The organism is Streptomyces sp. NPDC048496 (genome assembly GCF_043200055.1).
Classification (GTDB): domain Bacteria; phylum Actinomycetota; class Actinomycetes; order Streptomycetales; family Streptomycetaceae; genus Streptomyces.
Window position 1 is genome coordinate 1 of sequence record NZ_JBICXB010000153.1, and the last position, 1020, is coordinate 1020.

Consider the following 1020-nt stretch of genomic DNA (forward strand, 5'->3'; position numbering starts at 1 on the left):
GGCTTCGGCTTCGGCTTCGGCTTCGGGGGGAGTGTTGTCGCAGCTCTCGGTGAGGTGGACCTTGTAGCCGAGCCAGAACAGGTCGTCGCCCTTGGCGGACCAGCGGGCGTCGGGGTCGTAGGGCGAGGCGAGGCGGAGATGGCCGGGCGGGACACCGTCCTCGTCGGCTTCCCGCTTGCTGACCACCTCCTTGCCCCGGCTGCTGGTGCGGACGGTGTAGGTCTGCACGAGGACTTGGCGCATGATGTCCACGGCCCCGATCTCCCGCAGCCAGGCCGGCGCGTCGGGCGACCAGACGGCCCGGCACAGCCGCAACGCGTCCTGGCCGTAGACCTGGGACAGCTGGTCGCGCTTGACCTTGGAGCCGGGCAGTTTCCAGCTGTCGACCCGAGGTCCGTAGCGGTGGGCGAACTCCGGCACGTCCACGGCCCGGGCCAGCCAGTCCGGTGCCGCGGCCGACAGCGCCTCCAGCGCAGCCCGCACGCTCTCCCCGGCCAGTTCCAACCGGTTCAAGTCCCGTACCGCGCTGACCACATGGGTGGAATCGGTGCGCTGCTTTCCTCCCGCGGCCACCAGCCCGGCATCAACGCAGTGCTCAAGGAGCCGGTCGAAGACGACACGTTCCATGCCGTTGCCGACCAGGCGGGCCCGGAACCGGGGCAGCACACTGTGGTCGAAGCCGGTGTCCGTCAGCTCCAGGCCGAGGGCGTACTTCCAGTCGATGGCCCGTATCGCCATCGCCGCGGCCTGCCGATCGGTCAAATTCTCCGCGAACTGCAACACCGTGACCAGCGACAGCATCCCCGGCGACAGACCCGGCGCCCCACGCACCCCGAACGCCCCGACGAACGGCTCATCGGTGAAGACCTCCCCGAGCCGGTCCCGCACCCGGATCGCCAAACTCTCCTGCGGGAACGCCGCCCGCGCGACCCGCACCGTCTGCTCCGGGACCGGCGGCAGCCCCATCGGCCGCAACGACATCACAACCCACCCTCCACGGCCGGACGACACGTAACGACC

At 70.3% G+C, this 1020-nt stretch carries 1 protein-coding gene; it reads right to left on the reverse strand.

Features of this window, described 5'->3' with window-relative positions; all coding sequences use genetic code 11:
* Positions 1-981: transposase (locus tag ACGFSA_RS35265; RefSeq protein ID WP_393310287.1), on the reverse strand; the 981-nt coding region annotated here is incomplete at its 3' end.
* Positions 982-1020: the final 39 nt, after the last annotated feature.